This is a genomic window from Mucilaginibacter sp. Bleaf8 (assembly GCF_018390515.1).
Taxonomy (GTDB): Bacteria; Bacteroidota; Bacteroidia; order Sphingobacteriales; family Sphingobacteriaceae; genus Mucilaginibacter.
The window spans coordinates 119,667-141,064 of sequence record NZ_JAHBBK010000005.1; the positions used below are offsets into that span (position 1 = coordinate 119,667).

The following is a 21,398-nucleotide window of genomic DNA, read 5'->3' on the forward strand; positions in this document are numbered from 1 at the left end:
AAATCCGGAAACAGGTTTAACGCTGTTTCCGGATACAAAATTACTTTAATTTCTGTTATAAGAATTTAGCACGGTTATCTTTTACATTCGCCTTATCTTTCAGTGCGTCAAATATCTGACCATCGGCACGTTGTAATAAGGTTTGAATGATTTGCTGCTTTTCGCGAACCGGGTTGGTTAACGGTGCAGGGCTGGTTAAAGCATCAACCTGTACCACAAAAACACCATGCTGACCTTTGATTGGTTTAGATACCTTTTTAGCAGGAGCACCAAACACATGGCCAATCACTTCCATTTCTAACGACAAGCCTGGAATTACCGGGTTAGCAAACACAATGTTTTCAACCGGTACGGCAGAGGCACCTGCTTTTTGAGCTACCTGCTCAATAGATGATGCACCGTTAACTGCGGATTCCAGTTTGCTGCTTAATTGTTTAGCCTTTACGTAATTCAATACCTCGTTTTTGATTTGTGGTTTTACCACATCAAGCGGCAATAAGCCTTTTTCTTTTACCTGAGCCAGGCGGGCTACCACATATTGGTCGCCAGATGTATATACCTGATCTACAATATCACCTTTTTCGGATTTGTAGGCCCATCTTACCAGTTCACGAACACCATCCAGGCCAGGAATTGCCGAAGCTACGCCGGTTACATCCGGAGCAGTTTTTACAGCCAGTTTTTGTTGTTTGGCCTGTTCGGTAAAGTTATCTTTATTAAGGTTACCCAAAAATGCCTGTGCTTGTGCATAAGCGGCAGATTGTGTTTTGCTGCTTGGTGCTATCGGTTTATCTACAGTAGCTACTTTAACTACTTTAGAAGAACCTTTTTGACTTTCAATCTCAATCAGGTGAACCCCGAACTGAGAAGTTACTATTTTAAACTCACCTGCTTTGCCGTTAAATGCAGCTTCTTCAAAAGCTGGCACCATAGCACCGCGGCCAAAGGTTCCTAAATCGCCACCTTTTTCGGCAGACTGAGGATCTTCAGAGAAGTTTTTAGCCATTTCGGCAAAAGTTTTACCGCCCTGAATCACTTTCTTAATTGAATCAGCTTTGGCCAGCGCTTTATCCACACCGCCAACCTTGGCTGGGTTAAGCAGGATGTGACGGGCTTTAACCGAATCCGGACCAACGCGTGAGTCAACCAGCTTAGCAATTTTGAAACTGCCGTTTGATGCGTAAGGACCATATACAAAGCCAGGAGCAGCGTTAAACATTACTGAATCCAGCACGGGCTCTAACTGGCCTTTGCGCTGATATACAAACGGTGCTTTGGTTTCTGCATTTACCTGTACAAATAATGAATCGTTGGTACTGGTTTTGAACGCAGGCGCCAATTTATCAAGCTGTGCACGGATAGCAGCAGAATCTGCTTTAGTAGCAGCACCGTTAAAGGTTACATACTCCAGTGTGCGGGTTTCCTGCTGATTTTTGAAAGCATATTTATGCTCGTTGTAATAATCCTGGTAATCGTTGTCGGTTACGCTTACTTTATTGTCAGCAACAGATGCGTAAGGCAATTCAACGTATTTGAACTTAGCCAGTTTGTTTTTGGCCTCATAATCGTCTTTTGCATCCAGTGAGTTTACATATAAACCATTGTGCAGTAAAGCGAAATATTTTTCGGCACGTTTTTGCTCGATGATGCCGGTAACCAGTTGGTCCCACTGCTGCACCAGCGGATCGCCTGCTTTAGCAGTTCTGTAGCGAGACAGTACTTCGTTCAAGGCAGTACGGTTTAACTGACCGGTTTTAGGATCGGTAAAGTATTGTGCAATTTGCGGGCTTGGATTTTTGCCGCTTATCAGGGACTGCGTTTCATCAGCACCTACCACAACACCTACTTTATCCATTTCTTTTTGAAGAATGGCTTTGCTGATGATCTGGTTCCAGGTGTTTTCCTGAATGTAATCTGTAATTTGCGGTGTAACACTGGTTTGGCCAGACTGCTGCAAGAATGCTTCAGTGCCTTGTTTAACCCTGTTATTGTATTCCTCGTAAGTAATTGTTTGGCCGGCCACCGCACCTAAATCATTGCCGCCGCCCATAAAAGATCTGCCGTACGTTATTACCTCACCGGCAATAAAAGCAAACAGCGCGACACCGATGATAACTACTAATATCACCCCCATCCGCTCGCGCAAGAAACCCATTATACCCATATAACTTATAAAAAATAATTTTTACTTTTTTATGAGGCGCAAGATACAACTTTTAATAAAATTCTGTAAAACAAAATTTTGCGCTCTTAAACAGTTTATTGTTGAGAAAGGTTTGAACTCATATTGATTTTACCGGTGGTATTTGGAATGGTCCAAGGGTCGAACTTTTGGTTGGTCTCCAACCCATTTCCATATATCACCGACCCATCGGCCGAAGTGATGGTTACCGGCTTGCTGGAAGTTACCTTGCCGGTTAGCTGGTTCCAAATCAACTCTTCAGATTTAAACACATCGCCTTTATCATTCTTAGCCACTACATTTCTGCGCAATTCAATCACCTTATTATCTTCCTTGGTGATGGCATATTCAGAAGTAATGGTACTGTTAGGCTGCATGCTTTTATCAAATACAATCACTTTTACGCCATTTGGCATTTCGGAATAAGCTTTAGGCGTGCCCGTGTTGTACTGCAACAATATCGGCGTGCTCATGCGTGCCTTAACACGGGCCGAGTCGCTATAGATCACATCAACACCGATGGTACGCTCAACCGGCTTTTCCAGTTCCTTGGCCGATATTTCCTGTATCTGCTTCAAACTATTTTCACACCCTACCGATGTTAAAAGTACAATGCAACCAAATACAGAAAGCCCGTACCTAAAAAAGTTACGGGCTGCCTTATGCGGTATGTTAAGTACCTGATTAATCAAATCTGTATTTTGTAAACCAAACATCATTCAGGGTAAAGCCTAAGTGTATGTTAACGTAGTTCTCGCGGATTAAATTGTTTTGCAGTGTACCTAATTTGCCTACCTCTGCAGAGATGTTTACTTTATAGAACGCACTGTTGTTACGTGGTATAGGCAAACCTAAACCAAACGTTACCGCGTATTGCTTAATATCGGTATTGTTGATATTAATATAAGTTTTATCATAACGTAAACCCAAACGGTAATCCATACGGGCAAAATAGCTGTGCAGCGCATTGAAGTTAGGTGTAATCTGACCACCTATACGATAGCTTTCGCTTTTTTGCAAGCCTTGGTTTACACCGCCAATCATAAAGTCAGACCAGTTGCTGGTACTGTAATCGGCACCGATCAGGTATTTATTATCTTTCTGCAATGACACACCAAAGTGGTTCATCATCGGCAGTTTTATTTTAGAGTTGCCCAGGTTTTGTGCATACACGGTATCAATAGGTAAACTTTCGTTGCCCTGCGAGTCATAAGTATACTGGGTGGTATAGTTATTCAGTTTTGAATTCAATTTGGTACTTAATGATGCAGAGTAACCAAACACCAGGTGCATATCTTCGGCCAAATCAAAATTCACTTGTGTACCTAAATCATAGTTAACGCCGCCGATACTGTTACTGCGTTCGGTACGGGTACCTAATGCACCTAAGTTTCCGTAAGTGTCAACCACTTCAAGCGAGCGGTACTGGCGCAGGTTACCGAAAATATAGGATACATTACCACCAAAACTCAGGTGCTTGCCTATACCGAAACCATAACCCAGATAAGCTTTGGATAAACCGCCATCGCCGGTGTAAATAGAACGAACAGCGTTAGTATCAGTAGCTGTACCGGTACCCAGGCTGCTTGCGTTTTGACGGTAGTTGTAACCCAGCTCGGTATATGGCATCAAACCAAAGCTCAATGCAGATCGTTTAGAAACCGGTGCAGCAAAAAGCACATGGCTCAGCCTGAAATTACCGTTGGATTGCCCGTTAGTAGTGCTATTACGCAGCGTTGAAAAGTTACCATTCAAACCAACATCGATAGTAGTGAGGTTGATGTATCCGTAAGATGCCGGATTGAGTACGTTTATGGTATTGTAGCTGCTTATTTTGTTAACGGCAGTACCAATACCACCCATAGCACGGGTTTGCGGCAGCAATGATTCGCTGAGCGTACCCAGGCCAAACTGTGAGTAGGGCGAGCTGGTAGTGGCGGTGGTTTGTGCCATAGCGCCGGCCGCACAAAGGGTAAGTAAAAAAGTAAAGCCCGATCTGATATATTTAATCATTATGCTCTTGTATAGCTGCGTTTAATCCTTTAAGAACCAGGTACGGTTCTAATTTAATATAGCCGGCAAAGATGCTATTTTTCAGCACGGTATCCAAAAAAACAGCATCTCCGCCGGTTAATATAATATTCAGGCTGCCGGCCTGTTGTAAATAACTTTGTATAAATCCCTGCACTTCGTAAAGCATGCCGTTTTGCACGCCCGATTGCATGGCCGTCAGGGTATCGTCACCATACAGCCGGTTAAACAGCTCATCGGCCTGTACCAGCGGTAAACCGGCCGTGTAATGGTTCATGGCGCGGTAGCGCATATTTAATCCGGGAGATATGCTGCCGCCGAAATAATTCCCTTCGGCATCAACCCCGTCATACGTAATACAGGTACCGGCATCAATTACCAGGTTATAGGTACCCGGATATAAGTGCCGTGCGCTCATTACGCCCACTAAACGATCAAGCCCAAGCGTATGCGGCGTACGATAATGGTTGCGGATGCCGGTTGCCATATCGCGGCTAAACAGCATCACCTTAACACGCTCCTGCAAGCTGACGAGCCACAGCGGCACATCCTTTTTTACGGATGATACAATTGCTTTTTGAATAGTATACTGATTAATCAGACTCTGCAGCAGTTCACCATCGGGTGCTTCGTAATGTTCGGCAAAAAGCAGCTCATTACCATTAAACACGGCCAGCTTGGTAAAGGTATTGCCGATATCAATAACCAGTTGCGCCATCTCAGGCCTTCGCCATATTCAGGATCGATTCAAAGATAGCCAGGCCGTCTTCGTTGGCAAGCAGGGTATCAGCAGCACGCTCAGGGTGTGGCATCATGGCAAAAACATTGCGTTTGATGTTACATACACCGGCTATGTTTTCGGCTGATCCGTTCGGGTTAGCCTCATCAGTGATATTACCAGCTTCGTCTGAATAGCGGAACAATACCTGATCGTTATCATTCAACGCTTTCAGTGTATCCTCATCAGCAAAGTAATTACCCTCACCGTGTGCAATCGGAATTTTAAGCACTTTCTCGGCATCTATCTGCGAAGTAAGCAGCGAATTGGTAGTTTGCGGCTTGATGTAGGTGTTACGGCAAATAAACTTGCGGTTTTTATTGTGCAGCAATGCACCCGGAACCAAACCAGCCTCGGCCAGGATCTGGAAACCGTTACAAATACCCATTACATAACCGCCCTTAGCTGCAAACTGAACAACCTCCTGCATAATGGGCGAAAAACGGGCAATAGCGCCTGAACGAAGGTAATCGCCGAATGAAAAGCCACCAGGCAGAATTACTACATCCACACCTTGTAAGTCATGGTCTTTATGCCACAGGCGAACCACCTGCTGCCCCATTATTTGCTCCAGTACATAGATAATGTCTTCGTCGCAATTAGAGCCGGGAAATATTACTACACCAAATTTCATGTTACAAAACTAATACAACGCCTTGAACCTGAACGAATGTAAAAGTTAAAAAGTGTTAAACTGGCAATAAATAATGCCGATAAGCAGAAAAATAAACAGTGTTTCGTAGAACCAGGGCTTGCCGGCATACAAAAAATAGTAGGCAAAGAAGATGGAAATGGGTACTGTACAGATTAAAAAGTGACTGATGCCAAACTCGGGACGTACGTAAAAAGAGGCCCCGGCTATCAGAAATATAAACAGCAACAGCTGAAAGGCTTTACGCACCAGCACAAAACTCTTAAAAAAGTTTTCCTGTAATCTGAACAAGCCTAACACCACGATAAAGCCTACCGGGATAAGCAGAAAATAATCATACCGGTCAAAAGCACTGATGCCTTTGAATGGTGCACCCAACGGCAGCCATATTTTGTGAAAATTTACCAGATCATCGTGCAGGTAATAATACACCGCAATGAAAAAGAAAACGGTAAGGTAGCCAAGTATACTGGCGGCCCAGTCGCGCCAGTCGAACGGGCGCAAAACAACAAGGGCAATCCATACCACAATAAACTGATAAACAAAGGGCAGGTAAAACAGCGTACCTAATGCGGCTATCATACCCAAATCGTACACGGTAGACTTGGCATCTTCGGCTTTGTACAGGTACAACAGCTTATGCAGCATCCATATCACCAGAAAATTACATATCAAAGGCGCACTAAGCACTAAAAAGGGCGTGAACAAGCCGGATAAAACAGCATACATCAGCGCAGGTAAAAAGCTGGGCTTGCCTAACAGGTTGTGATAATTAACCAGGTAATTTATCAGCAATGATTGCACCAGCACCACAATGCCGGCAAGCAGCATACTGATAGAAGGCGGAACGGTGTTGGCATATTTTACCGGCAATATCGCCCGCATAAAGGGTTCGGCTAACTGCAGGTTTACCAGATCGGGCGAATACAAAAGATACCCTACCCGCATAATGATAAGCAGAAAGAAAAGCCAAATGATATTGAGCGGATTGTAATTACGAAAAATACCTATCATGCCTGCCGCAGTTTCAAAAGGCAATATTACACAAAATGTTTAAGCTAATACAGCCTGCGGGCGGGCATACTGCTTAACCATGTTGTCCACAATCTGTGCAGTTTCATCCGGAAAGTTAACTTCTATGCGCTGATCATCGGCAATCCACTCGTTAACGCGCTGTACAAAGCCGCCGTTAATGCCAGGCACAACCACAGCACCCAGTCTGGACGCGGCCAGCGCATTACACTGCTGCTCGTACTGATCGGACATGGGTATCATCATTACCTTTTTTTGCAGGTAAAGCGCCTCTGCAGGCCCTTCAAAGCCGCCGCCGGTCAGTAAGCCCTCGCAACTGGCTAAACTCCGGTTAAAGGCCTCATTACTTACCGGAAATATCTGGATGTTACCTTCGCGGTAAGCTGTTTTTTGCCTTTTTGAGAAGATTTGCCAGTTTGCACCCTTGGTTTGACTTAAATACTTTACCAGCGTTTTATCATGGTAAGCGGGCAGGTACACGGTGTAATGCCCCTCATTGGTTGGCTGCAAGCTACGTATCTCGCTGCGGATAACCGGTGTGTGAATAAAGTCATCATACCTTTCAAAATGAAAACCGATATGGTGCGTAGTGGGCGAATAGTATTTAAACAACCACTCGGCATAGTTCCACCGAGCCGGGCGCGGGGTTTTAGGCGACACAAATGAGCATTGATGACTTAACGATACCGAAGGTAGCTTTTGTATACGACAGGCCCAGGCGCTTACCGGCTCAAAATCATTTACTATTAAATCATACTGGGCAAGCGGCAGGTTATGCATATCGCGCCACAGGCGGCGCAAATTCATCCGTTTGTAGGTTTGCCACTTATCGACCCCGCCTTTGGTACCAAAAACAAAGCTGAAGCCATGAAACTTGTAAGCCAGCGGCTGAGATAGGCCCACTTCGGCTTCGGTACCGCTAATGAGCAGATCCACCTGGCCATATTGCTGCAGCAAGGGCACAATTTCGCGTGCACGGCTAATATGGCCGTTACCTGTTCCCTGAATACCGAACAAAATTTTCATAGCGATGGCTGATGGTGGTAGCTGTGCAAATATAAGCGCTTTCAGAAAAAAGCGTTTAAACTAAACATTTGTTTACGGTAAAATAATACAAACTTATAGTTGGCTACTGTAAAGCAGCCAATTTACCGCCCAAGAAAAAGCCCCTGCAAGTATTACTTGCAGGGGCTTCTGAAAAGTTTATATTAATTAAGCTTCTTTATTAATTAAAGGCGCTTTCTTTTTGCTTTCGGTGTATGCAACGCCGGCCAGAGCCAGTACCAGCAGTATAGAGCTGGCCAGTGATATACCTTCGCCGGTGTAATAAGAGGCCGGGTGGAAAACAAACTCCACTTTGTGGTTACCTACCGGTATTTCGGCAGCACGCAGTACATAATCGGCGCGGAAATATGGTTTTTCAACACCGTCTATCAGCATTTTCCAACCTTTTTCATAATAAATTTCAGAGAATACGGCGGTTTGACTGGTGCGCGAACCGGTTTCATATACCAAATGATCGGGGTTGTAGCTCACCAGTTTAATGGTAGCCGCCTCATCCAACGCGCCCGACTTATTGGTAATCAACTTGCTGTAGCGCTGATCAACAATAGCCTCGTTTTTAGGATCGAAGCTGCTGATGGCCTGCATTTCCTCATCGGCATTTTTAGCCACTTTAATGCTTTTTATAAACCAGGCATGGCCACAGGCTGTAGCATTAACCTGCATACGGGCCGACTGGTTTTTCTCATCGGCCGTAATGATGTACTTGGTATTCAGCATATCCAGCACGTCCTGGTTCACGCTTTTTGTGAACTGGTTTTCGATCAGTTCATCATAACGCTTTAACCTTGCAGCGGAGTAACCACCTATTGATTTATGGAAATAAGGGCTAAAGGCGTCCTGCATGATATTCTGCGTCATATCAAATACGCGGAAATCAGGATCCGTGTCCCTTAAGATAAATGTATCTACTTCACGGGGCTGTACCTGTTGTACAGTCTGTTTTTCAGTGAAGCTATCATTGTTTAGGTAACGCTTATCAACCATCCACATATCGATTAGAATCAAGGCAAAAAATGCAACAGATGTTAAAGTAGCGTTTAACTTTTGTTTTAAAAATGCCCACAGCAAACCGAAAGCAAGCACAATAAAGCCCAAAGAGCGCCATGCATCATTTTGTGCCAACGATGCTCTGTCTGCTACTAAGCCATTCATAATGCTGTTAGCCAGAGCAGTATCACCCTGTAAAGCCTGAGTTAGATAATTTATATAGTCTTGTTGATTTTCTGTGCGGAAACTTAAAAGCAAGGTTGGTACCGCAGCAAGAACTAAGGTAATGCCACCAACAATATAAAAAGTCAGCAATACTTTTTTGAGGACGGCTGCTTTATCTGTGGATGAAATGATCTCCTGAACTGCAAGTATCGCCAGTATAGGGAAACATAAGCCAGCTACAGCTAATATAGACTCAACGGCTCTAAACTTATTATATAATGGGAAGTAATCAAAGAACAAGTCAGACACAAACGGAAAGTTGCGACCGAACGATAACAACATAGTTAGTAACACTGTTGCCAATAGCCACCACTTTATCCTGTTCTTTACAATAAATAATCCCAGCACAAACAGGAAAAATATAATTGCACCAAAGTAAAACGGCCCTTCGGTGAATTGCTTGTTCCCCCAATAAGTAGATATACCAAGCCCCTGTAATTGTTGCACATATCCCTCGGCTTGTTCCTGTGGTAAGCCTTTAGCTACAAAAGCTTTGGTCATTTCAGATTTGGCTGGATCAAGTTCACGCAAGCCGGAAGATCCGCCGTAGGCATTCGGCACTAAAAAAGTAAGGCACTCGCCTACTCCCTGGCTCCATTCATATGCATAATCTTTTGATAAGCCATCGCCGGGAGTTTCACCAGATGCTTTAGCAGTTTTAGTAAGATTAGATTTACCGCGGATAGTATCTTTGCTATATTCAAAAGTGCTCCATAATATAGAAGCGTTTACAGCTACAGCCAAAATAACTGCACCAGCCAGATAACCTATTGATTTGAGAAACGGACCAGTTTGTTTTGCTTTAACAGCATGATATAGTTCTATACCCACCAAAATCAGCAGCCCCAACATCAGGTAATAGCTCATTTGTAAGTGGTTGGCTCTTATCTCTAATGCCAAAAACAAAGCGGTGAGCGAGCCCCCCAATAAATACCGCCCTCTTAGAGTTAAAATAATACTGGCTACGATAGGCGCAAAAAAAGCAATTGCAAAGGCCTGATTAGCATGCCCGGCTACCAATAAGATAAAATTATAGGAAGAAAAAGTAAATGCCACAGCACCGGCAGCAGCTAACCACGGGTTAATCTTTAATACCCGAAACAGGAAATAAGCGCCCACTAAGAGTAAAAGTACAGTATCTACCGGATTGGGAAATATTGCTTTAACAGCAGATATAACATGCGAAGTTAAATTGCTAGAGTACGGAGCCCATATTTGATAGGCCGGCATACCGCCTAAAATTTGGTTAGTCCATAAAATGGTTTGCCCCTTTGCTCTATAATCCATAATCTCCTTTTGGGTGGATTGAGCTCGGGTAACGTCATTTTGCCCTAATGTTTTACCTTGAAATGCCGGAGTAAAATATACAAAGCATAAAACTACAAACACTCCTATAATGGCCAAATGAAGACCATTGCGCTTAAACCAATTACTCATTTATATTGGGAATAAAATATTTTCCCAAAAATAGAAATTTGAGCGATAATAGAAACGATTAGTTTACATGGCTTTAGGCACGTTGCAATTTAATGCAGCAACACCCAGCAGATAATAAATGATACTTAGCCCGGCTAAGCTGATCACATAAATTATCTGTGTCTTTTTTTCAGAAAACTCGTCGCGGTTAAATCTGATATTATAAAAATTATATACGGCAAGCCCGGCTATAATTATCCAAAAAAACCAGTGCAAACCAGTGCATGACACACACATTTGCACGGCCAGAGCAAACACAATATAATTGATTGTAATAAGGCTAATGATTGCCTGCGAGCTATAATTGCGGTCTTTAAAAACGTTTCCGGGTACCATGGGCTTTTATTTTACTTCTTCGTAATCAATAAAGTCGCCTTCATTATCAGGAACGGAATTCTTTTTGGCCGGCGGTATAAAATCTACTTTGATTTTTCCATCCGGGCGATTGCTGCTTTGCTGCTGTTGCTGGTATTGCTGGCGGTTTTGCTGCTGAGCTTTATTTACCATGCTTTGAAACAGCATAGGCAAAAAAATGCGGGCTAAACTGCGGATGATATATAATACACAGACAGAAATAATCAGAAAACGTATTAAGATCATTAAATATAATTTAAGGCTACAAATATAATTGAATAACGCTGAAAATGTTTGGTTATGATTACCGGGATGTTAAACCAATGTCATAAACCGGGCACTTCCTTTTACCGGCAATAATCAGTTAAATGGATGGATTATAAAAGAAAAAAGCGGGTAAAATTTAATTTACCCGCTCTGTTAGTTTATAAATAATCCGTTATGATGCCTGACGCATCAGGGTTTGCACTTTTTGTACCGGCTTTAAAACGCCGCCTTTTAGCGTGTGCGAATTTTGGCGGATCTGCTTGCGCAGGCGTGCCTGCATGTACAGCATTACCCGATCTTTTTGCACTTCGCCCTGTTCCTTCACTTTGTTTAACAAGCGCAATGACACAAAAGCCATCATACCACCAATAATGAACAGAAAGCTCCAGCTATGCAGGTTAATTAACTGAAAAGTTTCCACACCGGCAGCATCTTTCCACTGAAAATCCCACACCAATTGGTAAGTAGCAAAGAAATCAGCCAGTAAACCGCCGATAATAGGCGAAATAGCTGAAAAGAACGCAACCACCATATTTAATGATGACATATAAGCCATTGCCTCACGACGAGGGGCCAACTTCATACCGATATTATTTAATGCCAAAGCTATACCGCCCGTAGCCACACCACTAACCACACTGATAACAGCCAGGATCAAAACGCTATATAATTTACTTTCGGGCATGGCGGCATAAGTCCAGGCTAAAATGCACACAATATATACCGGTGCACAGATATGAATAAGCGTTTTATTGCTGTAACGATCAGTTAAGCGGCCTACCTTTTTAATAGTCAGGATATTACTTGCCTGCGCCAGCATAGTAAAACCAATTACATAAGATAACGACAAGCCAATGGTTTTCATGATGAACACTGTAAAAAACGGCACAGCTAAATTCAGCGCAAAGGCCCAGGCTGCATTAAACTTAAGCAGGTTGCGGAAGTTTTTATCACCCAATGGTTTTTTGAACTGGGCAAACACATTCTCTTTAACCGGTATAGGCATAGGCTCCGGTGCGCGGGATAACCAGATTACCCCTACCAAACCGATAATGCCGCCTAATACAAAGATGGCGTAATAGGTAAGGGTTAAGTGATCAATGTAATGTGCTTTTACATAATCAATAGTAAATGATACGAACAAGCTTAATACGGCGCTCAGTATAGTAACTAACCGGGTACGATGTGAAAAGAAAGCACCCAGGCCATTTTCAGGAATCAGATCCTTTACCCAGGCGTTCCAACTGGCACCGGCTATAGAGCCGAAAAAATAATGCGCAAACAGGATAACCAAAAGCAGTTTTAAACCCATAGCCGTTGAAAACATGAATGGCAGAAATGCAGCAAACAGCATTGGGAAACGGCCCAAAAATGAACCAACCACGGCTACAGCACGGCGGTTATTGTAACGCTGCACCAACCAGATGGAAAATAGTTGGAAAATATTGGTCAGAATGGGCAAACTTGCCAACAGTCCGATCTGGAAGTTTGATGCGCCCAAATGAAGCGCCATTGCGGTAATGAACGCCCCTCCCGAAAGGTTAACCATTGCCTCACCGGCAAGACTATCCTTCAGTATATATTTTTGGCCTGACTGTACCTGCTGTTCAGTTAATATTTCAGAAGGACGTAAGTTCATCTTTGATATATTTTAATTTTTTTAACCTTTTTTAATATTTTGGCACGATTTTATTTTAATACAGCTTCCTTCTCCCTTGTCTTAAACTTAAAGTGCTCTATAACCCCTTTATACTCGCTCTTATTAATAAAGTTGCGCAAAAATAGATTTATTTAACCTTGAAAAGCAAGTGGGAGTTAATTTATTTTTCTCGCTCAAATGTCATTTTAAGCATACAGAAATGTTTGCTAAAAAATACACTTGTATAAAATTAAGAGCACAAATTATGCCACGGTATTAAAACCAATTATAGAGGCATTTTAAGAATCCCATCAAGAAAATCCCTGTCCATATTGTGGAGTGTGTTCCCCAAACCGCTTCATATCAGCATGATACATTCAGATTATTTTGTGTAATTAATAATTCAAATCACCACATACTGTATATTTGTATACCCCTAAATCGAATCACTTAAAACCAATGCCTGCATACTGTTTAAATCGTTTAGTTAATTACACTGCTTTAATTAGCCTGAGCAGCTTATTGATGATATCTTGTTCCAAGAAAGAAGCAGTTGAGGAGAGCACACCGGAGTATGTCCAGTTTTTTAAAGCTTCGGTAAACGGCAAGCCTATGGCAGTTGAAAATACCATGCGAAAGGACCGCGAAAACTTATCAGGCAGCTGGACCGGACTCGGCTTCGCTTCAGGAGAGCAAAAGGAACTGTATACGATAAGTGTTGCTCTGCCGAGTGAGACCAAGCCAAGCGAAACAGCTAAGCTTCGTATACATATTTGGGAAGTCAAAGAAGGGACTTTTACAATCTCTAATACTATACCTAATAATCTACTCACCGAATCACATATATTATTATGGAAAAGTAATAATACATATACTCCTAACAACCATGCAAAACCCTTTACTGTACGCATTACTAAGTACGAGCGCCCCGCAGGTAGCTCCATACCTACGGTTGGCGGGCAGCTAAATGGTGTTCTGTACAATGAGCAGAACAGTCAGGATTCGGTTGTTATTAAAGATGGTAGCTTTGAGGTTCGCTTTTAAATAACATATCTAGCCCTTAAATAAAAAATCCGTATTGCTGTCCTTGAGAAAGGCAACAATACGGATTTTGTAAAAGTATAATAACGCCGGTTTACTTTTCGCTCAACATTTTTTCGAGTGCAAACATTTCGTCTCGCAGTTTGGCGGCTTGTAAAAAGTCCATGTCTTTGGCGGCGGCCAGCATATCTTTTTTCGTGTTGTCGATAGCCTTTTTCAGGTCGGCCTTGGTCATGTACTGCACAATCGGGTCGGCGGCGATAGTAATTTCGTCACTTTCCACATAAGCGCGTTGCACACCACCTTTAAAATCAACCACCGAGGTTTGCTCAATGATAGCTTCTTTTGATTTACCTACAGTTTTTGGCACAATACCATGCTCCTCATTATAGGCAATCTGCTTTTCACGGCGACGGGTAGTTTCTTCAATAGTAACACGCATAGATTCGGTGATGGTATCAGCGTACATAATTACGCGGCCCCGGTCATTACGCGCTGCCCGGCCAATAGTTTGTATCAGCGAGCGTTCGGAACGCAAAAAGCCTTCCTTATCGGCATCCAAAATAGCCACCAGCGATACTTCGGGTAAATCCAACCCCTCACGTAGCAAGTTGATACCAATCAGCACATCAAACTCACCCAAACGCAGGCCACGTAAGATCTCCACCCGCTCCAAGGTTTTCACTTCTGAGTGAATGTAGCGGCACTTGATGCCTAGGCGGTCCACATATTTGGCCAGTTCTTCGCTCATACGCTTGGTAAGTGTAGTTACCAGTATGCGGTCGCCTTGCTTAATGGTTTTGTCTACCTCATCGAGTAAATCATCCACCTGGTTAATCACCGGACGTATCTCAATCAACGGGTCCAGCAAGCCGGTTGGGCGTATTACCTGCTCAACCACCACACCGCCTGATTTTTCGAGTTCAAAATCGCCGGGCGTAGCACTTACATAAACCGTTTGCGGTGCCAGCCGCTCAAACTCATCGAAATTAAGCGGCCGGTTATCCAATGCAGCAGGCAAGCGAAAACCGTAGTCAACCAGTGATATTTTGCGGGAGCGGTCGCCACCATACATCGCACGTATTTGCGGCACGGTTACATGGCTCTCATCAATCACCATCAGGTAATCATCCGGGAAATAATCTAACAGGCAAAACGGGCGCATACCCGGTTTACGGCCATCGAAGAAACGGGAATAATTTTCGATACCGGAGCAATAACCCAGTTCACGGATCATTTCCAGGTCGTAGTTTACCCTTTCTTCCAAACGCTTGGCCTCCAGGTAGCGCTGATCGTCTATAAACTGCTTTTTACGCATTTCCAACTCTTCCTGAATAGCCCAGATAGATTGGGTAAACCTGTCGCGTGGGGCTACATACAAATTGGCCGGGAACAAAACCATATTCGGGAACTTCTCGATGGTTTTGCCGGTTTGCGGGTCAAAGCTGCTCAGCTCTTCAATATCATCCCCATAAAAAGATATGCGGTAAGCATAATCCAGGTAAGCGGGGTAAATATCCACCGTATCGCCTTTTACCCGGAAAGTACCGCGCTTGAACTCCACCGTGGTACGGGCATACAAAATTTCAACCAGCCGGTGCAAAAAGGCGTTGCGGCTAATGCGCGTACCTACCGCAAACTTGAATACCGAATTGGCAAAATCTTCGGGGTTACCCATACCATAAATACACGAGATGGACGATACCACAATCACATCCCGCCGGCCCGACATTAAGGCCGAAGTGGTGCGCAGACGCAGTTTCTCAATCTCGTCATTGATCTGCAAATCCTTTTCAATGTAAGTATTGGTAGTTGGAATGAACGCCTCCGGCTGATAGTAATCGTAATACGACACAAAGTAGTTTACCGCGTTTTCCGGAAAAAACTGCTTAAACTCGCCGTACAGCTGGGCCGCCAGCGTTTTGTTGTGGCTTAGTACCAGCGTAGGGCGTTGCGTTTGCTCAATTACATTGGCCACGGTAAAAGTTTTACCTGAGCCGGTAACCCCTAATAGTGTCTGGTACTGCTCGCCGGACATCACCCCGTCAACCAGTTGTTTTATTGCCCCCGGCTGGTCGCCGGTAGGTTTATAATGAGAATTAAGTTTAAAATCCATATTTGCCCCCATCCCATAAAGGGAAGTAAAGTATTTGATTAAAGATACGGAATTACACCGAATTTTAAGCTAATCATTTTAGCAATATCAAATATACCAAACGTTTATCCCTCCTAAATAGTTTCTTTATTAAGAATAGCGTTATATTTAACATATCAACATAACTCCCCATTATGGGGACCGGGGGGGAAGCATGCTTTTTATTTTAAACGAAACCAACACCATTTGTAACCAGTTTTTGGCTGAGATGCGCGATGCCGACTTGCAGCAGGACCGTATGCGCTTTAGGCGCAACCAGGAACGCATTGGCGAAATACTGGCTTACGAGGTGAGCAAAAGTCTGACTTATCAACCGGTTGAGGTGCAAACACCGCTGGGTACCGCACCGTTAAATGTACCGGCAGAGCAACCTGTTTTGGGTACGATACTCCGCGCCGGTTTGCCTATGCATCAAGGGTTCATGAACATTTTTGACCAATCGGCATCGGCCTTTATTACGGCTTACCGTAAAGTGCACAAGAGCGGCAACTTTGTGATCCAGATTGAGCATATATCGTCGCCAAGTTTAGATGACAAAACTTTTATTTTGTGCGATACCATGCTGGCCACCGGGCAGAGCATTGTAGAAGTTTGCAAAGAACTGATGGGACAATACAAGATCAAAGCATTGCACATTGCTTCTATAATTGCAAGTACAGAAGGTGTGGAGCATGTACGCGCCCATTTGCCCATGGCCAATTTATGGATTGGCGCGGTTGACGAAGAGATGACCACCAAATCGTACATTGTACCCGGCCTGGGCGATGCGGGCGACTTATCGTTCGGTGAAAAGCTATAAGATATTTCGGCTCTCTGCCATGCATTTAGAGTGACAACGAAAATCTTATATGTCATGCGGTAATTGCCCGTTTAAGACCTCTCACTATCGGTGGGGATGACAGCTGCAATTTGTTGCGGGTAAATTTTGCGATATCACCAACATATTTACCAATTTTGCCGACCGACAGTACAACGCCAGAACATGAAAAAATACACACACCTCTTCTTTGACCTGGATCATACCATTTGGGATTTTGATAAAAATGCAGAGGAGGCCCTACACGAATTATACGAACTGCATAACCTGCAGGCTTTAGGCGTAGCATCGGCCGTTGCCTTTATTGAAACCTACACGCGCAACAATCACCAGCTTTGGGCCGAGTATCATTTAGGTAAAATCACAAAGGACACCCTACGTCACCTGCGTTTCAATAAAACCTTTACCGATCTGGGTATGCAGCCCGAAGCGATACCTGCGGGGTTTGAGGATGCCTATGTACAGCTATGCCCTACCAAAACCAATCTTTTTCCGCACGCACACGAAACGTTGAGCTACCTGCAGGCTAAATACACCTTGCACCTCATCTCAAACGGCTTTCAGGAGTCAACCAAAACCAAAATTGCCGGTACCGACTTGGCTAAATATTTTGATAACATCATTATATCGGAAGAGGTGGGCGTAAATAAACCACATCCCAATATTTTTAAGCATGCGCTGGAACTGGCCGGAGCTGTAAAGGAGGAAAGCCTGATGATAGGCGACAGCCTGGAAGCCGATATATATGGTGCCTTAAACTTTGGTATGGACGCCATCTACTTTAATCCGCTGAATCTCACTAAGCCGGATGATGTGCCGGTGCAGATACACAGTTTGGATGAGTTAACCCGGATACTATAACATAATAAATAGCCGGATAATTGAGTTCTAATCAATATTTAATAGTTACAGGCTTTGAAATAAAAGAATGGAAAAAAGAATAGCCGCCGAGCACAAGGCCATCAATGCCGCGCTGGATATTTACCGCGAACGGCTGGAAAATATATCCGAAGAGCGGTTCACCGAAACGCCACCGGGCGGCGGGTGGTCTTACGCGGAGGTGTATTCACATATTTTACAGGCCAACCTGGGCTCGTCCATAGCGGCCGAAAAATGTTGCAATAAAACAGCAACCAGTACCGACAAAGGGTTGAACTGGAAAGGCCGACTGGTTTTTCTGCTGGGGCAAATTACACCAGGCAGGCATCAAGCGCCGCCTCAGGCCGCAGCTTTAGCCAAAAAGATATCCAAAGAAGAAGCCCGCAACCTGATTGTTCGTTTACGCAAACGGGTAGACGAGCTGGCACCACAAATTTGCAAAGCATCGGCCGATTATAAGGTTAACCACCCCGGTTTGGGCATGCTCAACGCCGTGCAATGGCTTAAGTTTATACGCATGCATACCGTACACCATTTAAAGCAGCTGGACAGGATAGAAAAAAGTTTTCCACAACAGTAACTATTTGATATTTAATGCAGTCTTAACGTTAAAATAATTTTTAACCGCGACTTTTATCCAGTTATTAAAATGAATATCGAGTTCCCATACCTGATCGTTACTGCATTGCTTTTGCTGCTGTGGGCCTTTTACGTTAGCCCGTATGAGTTGAGTGTGCTGGAAGACGAGGATGATGATTGATCTCCGAAGATTTATTCATCACCAAGCTTTGTATTTATTTTGAACAAGCCAAAGGCTTGTAATAACACCCTTATTGTTTATAAGCTGGTAAATGGCAAAGCGTGATATTGACATCGTTGTAATTTCGGACGTGCACCTGGGCACGTATGGCTGCCACGCCGCCGAACTGCTGCGATACTTAAAAAGCATTCGCCCCAAAATTGTTATTCTTAACGGCGATATTATCGATATCTGGCAGTTCAGTAAATCGTACTGGCCCGAATCGCACATGAAAGTAGTGCGCCGTATCCTCAAATTTGTAACCGATGGCATACCGGTTTATTACCTTACCGGTAACCACGATGAAATGCTGCGCAAGTTTGCCGATTTTAACTTGGGCAAGTTTCAGCTACTCAACAAGTTATTATTAGAGATTGACGGTAAAAAAGCCTGGATTTTTCATGGCGACGTGTTCGACGTAACCATGCAGCACTCCAAATGGCTGGCCAAGCTGGGCGCAGTTGGCTATGACACCCTCATTGTAATTAACAGCCTGGTAAACTGGTGCCTTACGGCGATGGGCCGCCAAAAGATGAGCTTTTCGCAAAAAATAAAGGGCAGGGTAAAAGAAGCCGTTAAGTTCATCAACCATTTTGAGCAAACGGCTGCCGACCTGGCCATAGATAAAAAGTATGATTACGTGGTATGCGGGCACATCCATCATGCCGAGATCCGGGAAATCCAATCAACCGAGCAGCAAGGCTCCGTACTGTACCTCAACTCGGGCGACTGGGTAGAGAGCCTCACCGCCCTGGAATACGCGAACGGCAACTGGACCATATTTAAATACCGACCCGAAGACTTTGCCGCCGTTGAATCCGACGAAGAAGACCACAACGACACCGAAGACCTGAACGCCAAACTGGACGTGAAAAATTTGTTGGAACGATTCAAGATCGGCGAGTAATCAGAGCCAAGAACTAAGAATAAAACATTACATGCCCGGCTTAATCATTGGTACGGCGGTGCAGCAGCCAGTACCAGCCTAAATTAAATGCAATTATGCCGTGATTGAATAAGGTTGGCACTAAGCCGTAATGCCGTTTCATAATATCAAACCGTTCCAGTAAACTTTGCCGGTGTTTCTTTTTCGACATACCCCCTACCAGGTATTTGCCCACATACTGATTTACATTCACAATTTTACGGGCCTTTTTAGCGGCGGTAATTACCCAGTCAATATCCGCACTGAGTTGATATTGCAGATTATAGGGCTGCGCCAGCGAACGCCGCACGTAAATAGCCTGATGGCTAATACTCATACCAAACTTAAATCCGCGCCAGGTAAATTGCCGGGGTGCTTTGTGGCGGCGGCGGCCTAAGCTGTTGCCGGCATCATCTATCATCTCGGTTTCACCGTAGTAGATATCGGCATCATCATCGGCAGCAAACACGCGGGCAACGGTATCGGGCGCATAAATTTCATCGCCGGAATTCATGAACAGCACATAATCGCCGGTGGCCATGGCCAAACCTTTGTTCATAGCATCATAAATACCTTTATCTTTTTCGCTGACCAGCTTTGCAACCTTGCTCTCATACTTACGGATCACCTCCAGCGTGCCATCAGTAGATGCGCCATCTACTACAATATATTCAATATTGCTATAAGTTTGATTGATAACCGACAACATGGTACGCTCCATATCACGCACGTTGTTATATACAATGGTAATTACGCTCAGTTTGGGGTTAAACACCGGCACCTCCCTCTGTTGCCTTGTCCAACAACTGGCGGTAAACCTGCAAATGCTGCTGGGCAATGCGCTGTTCAGCAAAATGCGTCATCACCGTTTCGCGGGCTTGGGTCTGCACTTCGGGTTGGTTAGGGTGATTCAGTATCCACTCCATACCATCGGTAAAACTTTTGGCTGATTTATATTCGGCCAGGTAGCCATTCTGCTCGTGCTTTACCATGTCGGGTATCCCCCCGGTAGTAAAAGCTACTACAGGCGTACCGCAGGCCAGGCTTTCCATCACCGTATAAGGCAAATTATCTTCTAACGAGGGGATCAGAAAAGCATCGGCCGCCGCGTAGCAGCGGGCCAGCATCTCGTCATTATTTATGGTACCTAAAAAGGTGGTTTTAAAAGGAAAATCGGGCACATTTTTGGCGTCGCGGTTACCGAATACTACTAATTCTACATTGGCTGCATTGGTACCCAGGCGCTCCTTCAACAAATCCAGACTTTCCATTAAGTAGCTGGTACCTTTATGCAAATCCTTGCGCGATGGCATGAAGCCAGTTAAAAAGATGAATTTATCTTCAGGTAAGCCTAAAGCCTTTTTAGCTTCTGTTTTAGGCTGCGGTTTAAACACTTCTGTTTCCAAAGTATTGGGTATCTGCAGTACCGGCTTGTCTTTCATCAAACTGCTTAGCAAAACAGAATTCAGCATCCAGCTACTGGGTGCCACTACGGTAAACTTCAATTGCTGATAAGCATCATTTTTCTGCTTCCATATCTGGTTAGAAGCATCTTCGGCATCTGGCTTTTTAAGCAAAGGGCAGTGGCCGCATTGTCGCTGGTAATGATCGCACGTATAACGCACATGGCAGCCGCCGGTAAAGGCATTACTGTCATGAAATGTCCAAACAATAGGCTTGTTCAGTTGAGCCAGCTCGCCCAGGTGCGAGGGGTTCAAAAAGCTGTGATTGACCCAATGCAGATGAATCACATCAGCCGCCTGCACATCAGGATGGTTAACCACCGAACGCCCAAACCACGTGAAAGAAAAAGGCGTGCGCTTAAGCGGCTTTAACAACCGCTTGGCCAGTATACGTTCAATCACAATAGTAGCAGCCGCATAAGCCTTTTGCAGCACGGTGTTATTAAAGGTTTCTATAGCCGGATTTTTACCGAACTTATAGTGCACAATCACCTTAGAATTAATATTTTCGGCAAGCAATGCCTTGTTAAGCCGCAGGCAGGCCCTTCCCGCTCCGCCGTTGCCATCATAGGTATTCAAATGCACTACTTTCAGCATGGTTCAAAAATACACTTATCCAAACAGAATTGAC

The 21,398-nt window shown here is 44.2% G+C and carries 19 protein-coding genes; 5 read left to right on the plus strand and 14 right to left on the minus strand.

The window, feature by feature from the left end:
* Positions 1 to 55 precede the first annotated feature (55 nt).
* From KHS38_RS19375 to KHS38_RS19425, 11 genes are all read right to left on the minus strand, one after another.
* Positions 56 to 2,164: a peptidylprolyl isomerase gene (locus KHS38_RS19375; RefSeq protein ID WP_213490213.1), complete on the minus strand. Its 2,109-nt coding sequence runs from the start codon at positions 2,162 to 2,164 to the stop codon at positions 56 to 58.
* A 95-nt stretch (positions 2,165 to 2,259) separates the two neighbouring features.
* The gene (lptC, locus tag KHS38_RS19380) at positions 2,260 to 2,901 is read right to left on the minus strand and encodes an LPS export ABC transporter periplasmic protein LptC (RefSeq protein WP_213490214.1); all 642 of its coding nucleotides are present in this window, start codon (positions 2,899 to 2,901) and stop codon (positions 2,260 to 2,262) included.
* Positions 2,867 to 4,195, minus strand: coding sequence for a BamG family beta-barrel-assembly machinery protein (gene bamG, locus KHS38_RS19385; RefSeq protein ID WP_213490215.1), 1,329 nt, complete (start codon positions 4,193 to 4,195; stop codon positions 2,867 to 2,869). Before bamG ends, lptC begins: the two co-directional genes overlap by 35 nt.
* Positions 4,188 to 4,931 carry a type III pantothenate kinase gene (locus KHS38_RS19390; RefSeq protein WP_213490216.1) on the minus strand — a complete coding sequence of 248 codons (744 nt, stop codon included), beginning with the start codon at positions 4,929 to 4,931 and terminating at the stop codon, positions 4,188 to 4,190. Before KHS38_RS19390 ends, bamG begins: the two co-directional genes overlap by 8 nt.
* Position 4,932: 1 nt before the next feature.
* Positions 4,933 to 5,625, minus strand: a complete 693-nt coding sequence (gene purQ / locus KHS38_RS19395) for a phosphoribosylformylglycinamidine synthase subunit PurQ (protein ID WP_213490217.1) — start codon at positions 5,623 to 5,625, stop codon at positions 4,933 to 4,935.
* Positions 5,626 to 5,670: 45 nt separating this feature from the next.
* Complete coding sequence (locus KHS38_RS19400) at positions 5,671 to 6,657, minus strand: DUF6427 family protein (protein ID WP_213490218.1); 987 nt, start codon at positions 6,655 to 6,657, stop codon at positions 5,671 to 5,673.
* 39 nt (positions 6,658 to 6,696) lie between these two features.
* On the minus strand, positions 6,697 to 7,701 hold the full coding sequence (locus KHS38_RS19405; RefSeq protein ID WP_213490219.1) for a glycosyltransferase family protein: 1,005 nt from the start codon (positions 7,699 to 7,701) through the stop codon (positions 6,697 to 6,699).
* 186 nt (positions 7,702 to 7,887) lie between these two features.
* Positions 7,888 to 10,239, minus strand: coding sequence for a YfhO family protein (locus tag KHS38_RS19410; protein WP_349627942.1), 2,352 nt, complete (start codon positions 10,237 to 10,239; stop codon positions 7,888 to 7,890).
* Between the two features lie 213 nt (positions 10,240 to 10,452).
* Positions 10,453 to 10,764: a hypothetical protein gene (locus KHS38_RS19415; RefSeq protein WP_213490221.1), complete on the minus strand. Its 312-nt coding sequence runs from the start codon at positions 10,762 to 10,764 to the stop codon at positions 10,453 to 10,455.
* 6 nt (positions 10,765 to 10,770) lie between these two features.
* Entirely contained in the window at positions 10,771 to 11,028 is a 258-nt protein-coding gene (locus tag KHS38_RS19420; RefSeq protein ID WP_213490222.1) for a DUF4834 family protein, read from the minus strand.
* A gap of 193 nt (positions 11,029 to 11,221) precedes the next feature.
* Positions 11,222 to 12,688 (minus strand): MFS transporter, encoded by a 1,467-nt coding sequence (locus tag KHS38_RS19425; RefSeq protein WP_213490223.1) that lies wholly within the window; start codon positions 12,686 to 12,688, stop codon positions 11,222 to 11,224.
* 525 nt (positions 12,689 to 13,213) lie between these two features.
* Here KHS38_RS19425 and KHS38_RS19430 point away from each other — a divergent pair.
* The gene (locus KHS38_RS19430; protein WP_213490224.1) at positions 13,214 to 13,732 is read left to right on the plus strand and encodes a DUF5025 domain-containing protein; all 519 of its coding nucleotides are present in this window, start codon (positions 13,214 to 13,216) and stop codon (positions 13,730 to 13,732) included.
* A 91-nt stretch (positions 13,733 to 13,823) separates the two neighbouring features.
* On the opposite strand, the gene uvrB is transcribed toward KHS38_RS19430, so the two are convergent.
* Positions 13,824 to 15,845, minus strand: coding sequence for an excinuclease ABC subunit UvrB (gene uvrB, locus KHS38_RS19435; RefSeq protein WP_213490225.1), 2,022 nt, complete (start codon positions 15,843 to 15,845; stop codon positions 13,824 to 13,826).
* 193 nt (positions 15,846 to 16,038) lie between these two features.
* On the opposite strand from uvrB, the gene upp reads away from it, so the two are divergent.
* The 4 genes from upp (at position 16,039) to KHS38_RS19455 (ending at position 19,286) form a co-directional block, all read left to right on the plus strand.
* Entirely contained in the window at positions 16,039 to 16,683 is a 645-nt protein-coding gene (upp, locus tag KHS38_RS19440; RefSeq protein WP_213490226.1) for a uracil phosphoribosyltransferase, read from the plus strand.
* 183 nt (positions 16,684 to 16,866) lie between these two features.
* On the plus strand, positions 16,867 to 17,562 hold the full coding sequence (locus KHS38_RS19445) for a YjjG family noncanonical pyrimidine nucleotidase (protein ID WP_213490227.1): 696 nt from the start codon (positions 16,867 to 16,869) through the stop codon (positions 17,560 to 17,562).
* Between the two features lie 67 nt (positions 17,563 to 17,629).
* Positions 17,630 to 18,160, plus strand: coding sequence for a DinB family protein (locus KHS38_RS19450; protein ID WP_213490228.1), 531 nt, complete (start codon positions 17,630 to 17,632; stop codon positions 18,158 to 18,160).
* A gap of 271 nt (positions 18,161 to 18,431) precedes the next feature.
* Positions 18,432 to 19,286, plus strand: a complete 855-nt coding sequence (locus KHS38_RS19455) for a UDP-2,3-diacylglucosamine diphosphatase (protein ID WP_213490229.1) — start codon at positions 18,432 to 18,434, stop codon at positions 19,284 to 19,286.
* Positions 19,287 to 19,326: 40 nt separating this feature from the next.
* Here the strand turns inward: KHS38_RS19455 and KHS38_RS19460 are convergent, their stop codons facing one another.
* Both KHS38_RS19460 and KHS38_RS19465 read right to left on the minus strand, forming a co-directional pair.
* Positions 19,327 to 20,079: a glycosyltransferase family 2 protein gene (locus KHS38_RS19460; protein WP_213490230.1), complete on the minus strand. Its 753-nt coding sequence runs from the start codon at positions 20,077 to 20,079 to the stop codon at positions 19,327 to 19,329.
* On the minus strand, positions 20,072 to 21,364 hold the full coding sequence (locus tag KHS38_RS19465) for a glycosyltransferase (protein WP_249665485.1): 1,293 nt from the start codon (positions 21,362 to 21,364) through the stop codon (positions 20,072 to 20,074). The genes KHS38_RS19460 and KHS38_RS19465 overlap by 8 nt, the downstream gene beginning before the upstream one ends.
* Positions 21,365 to 21,398 lie beyond the last annotated feature (34 nt).

What these genes read in the sequence shown, in the direction of transcription:
- KHS38_RS19375 (WP_213490213.1), bottom strand. Translation starts at nt 2,164, where the DNA reads ATGGGTATAATGGGTTTCTTGCGCGAGCGGATGGGGGTGATATTAGTA.
- lptC (WP_213490214.1), bottom strand. Translation starts at nt 2,901, where the DNA reads ATGATGTTTGGTTTACAAAATACAGATTTGATTAATCAGGTACTTAAC.
- bamG (WP_213490215.1), bottom strand. Translation starts at nt 4,195, where the DNA reads ATGATTAAATATATCAGATCGGGCTTTACTTTTTTACTTACCCTTTGT.
- KHS38_RS19390 (WP_213490216.1), bottom strand. Translation starts at nt 4,931, where the DNA reads ATGGCGCAACTGGTTATTGATATCGGCAATACCTTTACCAAGCTGGCC.
- purQ (WP_213490217.1), bottom strand. Translation starts at nt 5,625, where the DNA reads ATGAAATTTGGTGTAGTAATATTTCCCGGCTCTAATTGCGACGAAGAC.
- KHS38_RS19400 (WP_213490218.1), bottom strand. Translation starts at nt 6,657, where the DNA reads ATGATAGGTATTTTTCGTAATTACAATCCGCTCAATATCATTTGGCTT.
- KHS38_RS19405 (WP_213490219.1), bottom strand. Translation starts at nt 7,701, where the DNA reads ATGAAAATTTTGTTCGGTATTCAGGGAACAGGTAACGGCCATATTAGC.
- KHS38_RS19410 (WP_349627942.1), bottom strand. Translation starts at nt 10,239, where the DNA reads ATGGATTATAGAGCAAAGGGGCAAACCATTTTATGGACTAACCAAATT.
- KHS38_RS19415 (WP_213490221.1), bottom strand. Translation starts at nt 10,764, where the DNA reads ATGGTACCCGGAAACGTTTTTAAAGACCGCAATTATAGCTCGCAGGCA.
- KHS38_RS19420 (WP_213490222.1), bottom strand. Translation starts at nt 11,028, where the DNA reads ATGATCTTAATACGTTTTCTGATTATTTCTGTCTGTGTATTATATATC.
- KHS38_RS19425 (WP_213490223.1), bottom strand. Translation starts at nt 12,688, where the DNA reads ATGAACTTACGTCCTTCTGAAATATTAACTGAACAGCAGGTACAGTCA.
- KHS38_RS19430 (WP_213490224.1), top strand. Translation starts at nt 13,214, where the DNA reads ATGATATCTTGTTCCAAGAAAGAAGCAGTTGAGGAGAGCACACCGGAG.
- uvrB (WP_213490225.1), bottom strand. Translation starts at nt 15,845, where the DNA reads ATGGATTTTAAACTTAATTCTCATTATAAACCTACCGGCGACCAGCCG.
- upp (WP_213490226.1), top strand. Translation starts at nt 16,039, where the DNA reads ATGCTTTTTATTTTAAACGAAACCAACACCATTTGTAACCAGTTTTTG.
- KHS38_RS19445 (WP_213490227.1), top strand. Translation starts at nt 16,867, where the DNA reads ATGAAAAAATACACACACCTCTTCTTTGACCTGGATCATACCATTTGG.
- KHS38_RS19450 (WP_213490228.1), top strand. Translation starts at nt 17,630, where the DNA reads ATGGAAAAAAGAATAGCCGCCGAGCACAAGGCCATCAATGCCGCGCTG.
- KHS38_RS19455 (WP_213490229.1), top strand. Translation starts at nt 18,432, where the DNA reads ATGGCAAAGCGTGATATTGACATCGTTGTAATTTCGGACGTGCACCTG.
- KHS38_RS19465 (WP_249665485.1), bottom strand. Translation starts at nt 21,364, where the DNA reads ATGCTGAAAGTAGTGCATTTGAATACCTATGATGGCAACGGCGGAGCG.